The 1,902-nt window shown below is 33.8% G+C and carries 1 protein-coding gene; it reads left to right on the forward strand.

Annotation, left to right across the window (positions count from 1 at the left end):
* On the forward strand, nucleotides 1-1,902 hold a 1,902-nt coding region (locus tag MBFIL_RS04195; RefSeq protein WP_157078651.1), incomplete at both ends, for a beta strand repeat-containing protein.

Below are 1,902 nucleotides of genomic sequence, written 5' to 3' on the forward strand. Positions count from 1 at the left end.
TGCGAGTGTGTCTGTGGATCAGAATAATACTAATGTGGATAATGGGTCTGATAATGAAACTATTAATGTGAGTAATAATGTTAATGTGAGTGTTGTTAAGGTTTCTAACACTACTGGATCAGCGAATATTGGTGATACTATTACTTATACTATTACTGTGACTAATAACGGTTCTGGTAATGCTACTGGTGTATATGTAACTGATTTGTTGAATACTACTGTTTTAAGTTTTGTAAGTAGTAATGGTTCTTATGATGATAATACTGGTGTTTGGTCTATTGGTGATTTAGGTGCTGGTGAAGCGATTGCTTTGAGTATTACTGTTGTTATTATTGGTAATGGTACAGTTATTAATATTGCGAGTGTGTCTGTGGATCAGAATAATACTAATGTGGATAATGGGTCTGATAATGAAACTATTAATGTGAGTAATAATGTTAATGTGAGTGTTGTTAAGGTTTCTAACACTACTGGATCAGCGAATATTGGTGATGTTATTACTTATACTATTATTGTGTCTAATAATGGTTCTGGTAATGCTACTGGTGTGTTTGTGACTGATGTGTTGAATGCTAGTGTTTTGAGTTTTGTAGGTAGTAATGGTTCTTATGATAATGTTACTGGTGTTTGGTCTATTGGGTCTCTTGGTGCTGGTGAAAGTGTTGCTTTGAGTATTACTGTTGTTATTATTGGTAATGGTACAGTTATTAATACTGCGAGTGTGTCTGTGGATCAGAATAATACTAATGTGGATAATGGGTCTGATAATGAAACTATTATTGTGAGTAATAATGTTAATGTGAGTGTTGTTAAGGTTTCTAATACTACTGGTACTGCGAATATTGGTGATGTTATTACTTATACTATTATTGTGTCTAATAATGGTTCTGGCAATGCTACTGGTGTGTTTGTGACTGATGTGTTGAATGCTAGTGTTTTGAGTTTTGTAGGTAGTAATGGTTCTTATGATAATGTTACTGGTGTTTGGTCTATTGGTGATTTAGGTGCTGGTGAAGCGGTTGCTTTGAGTATTACTGTTGTTATTGTTGGTAATGGTACAGTTATTAATATTGCGAGTGTGTCTGTGGATCAGAATAATACTAATGTGGATAATGGGTCTGATAATGAAACTATTAATGTGAGTAATAATGTTAATGTGAGTGTTGTTAAGGTTTCTAACACTACTGGATCAGCGAATATTGGTGATGTTATTACTTATACTATTATTGTGTCTAATAATGGTTCTGGTAATGCTACTGGTGTGTTTGTGACTGATGTGTTGAATGCTAGTGTTTTGAGTTTTGTAGGTAGTAATGGTTCTTATGATAATGTTACTGGTGTTTGGTCTATTGGGTCTCTTGGTGCTGGTGAAAGTGTTGCTTTGAGTATTACTGTTGTTATTGTTGGTAATGGTACAGTTATTAATACTGCGAGTGTGTCTGTGGATCAGAATAACACTAACACTAATAATGGATCAGATAATGAAACTATTAATGTGAGTAATAATGTTAATGTGAGTGTTGTTAAGGTTTCTAACACTACTGGATCAGCGAATATTGGTGATATTATTACTTATACTATTACTGTGACTAACAACGGTTCTGGTAATGCTACTGGTGTATTTGTGACTGATTTGTTGAATACTAGTGTTTTGAGTTTTGTAGGTAGTAATGGTTCTTATGATAATGTTACTGGTGTTTGGTCTATTGGGTCTCTTGGTGCTGGTGAAACGGTTGCTTTGAGTATTACTGTTGTTATTATTGGTAATGGTACAGTTATTAATACTGCGAGTGTGTCTGTGGATCAGAATAACACTAACACTAATAATGGATCAGATAATGAAACTATTAATGTGAGTAATAATGTTAATGTGAGTGTTGTTAAGGTTTCTAACACTACTGG

Source organism: Methanobrevibacter filiformis (genome assembly GCF_001639265.1).
Classification (GTDB): Archaea; Methanobacteriota; Methanobacteria; order Methanobacteriales; family Methanobacteriaceae; genus Methanacia; species Methanacia filiformis.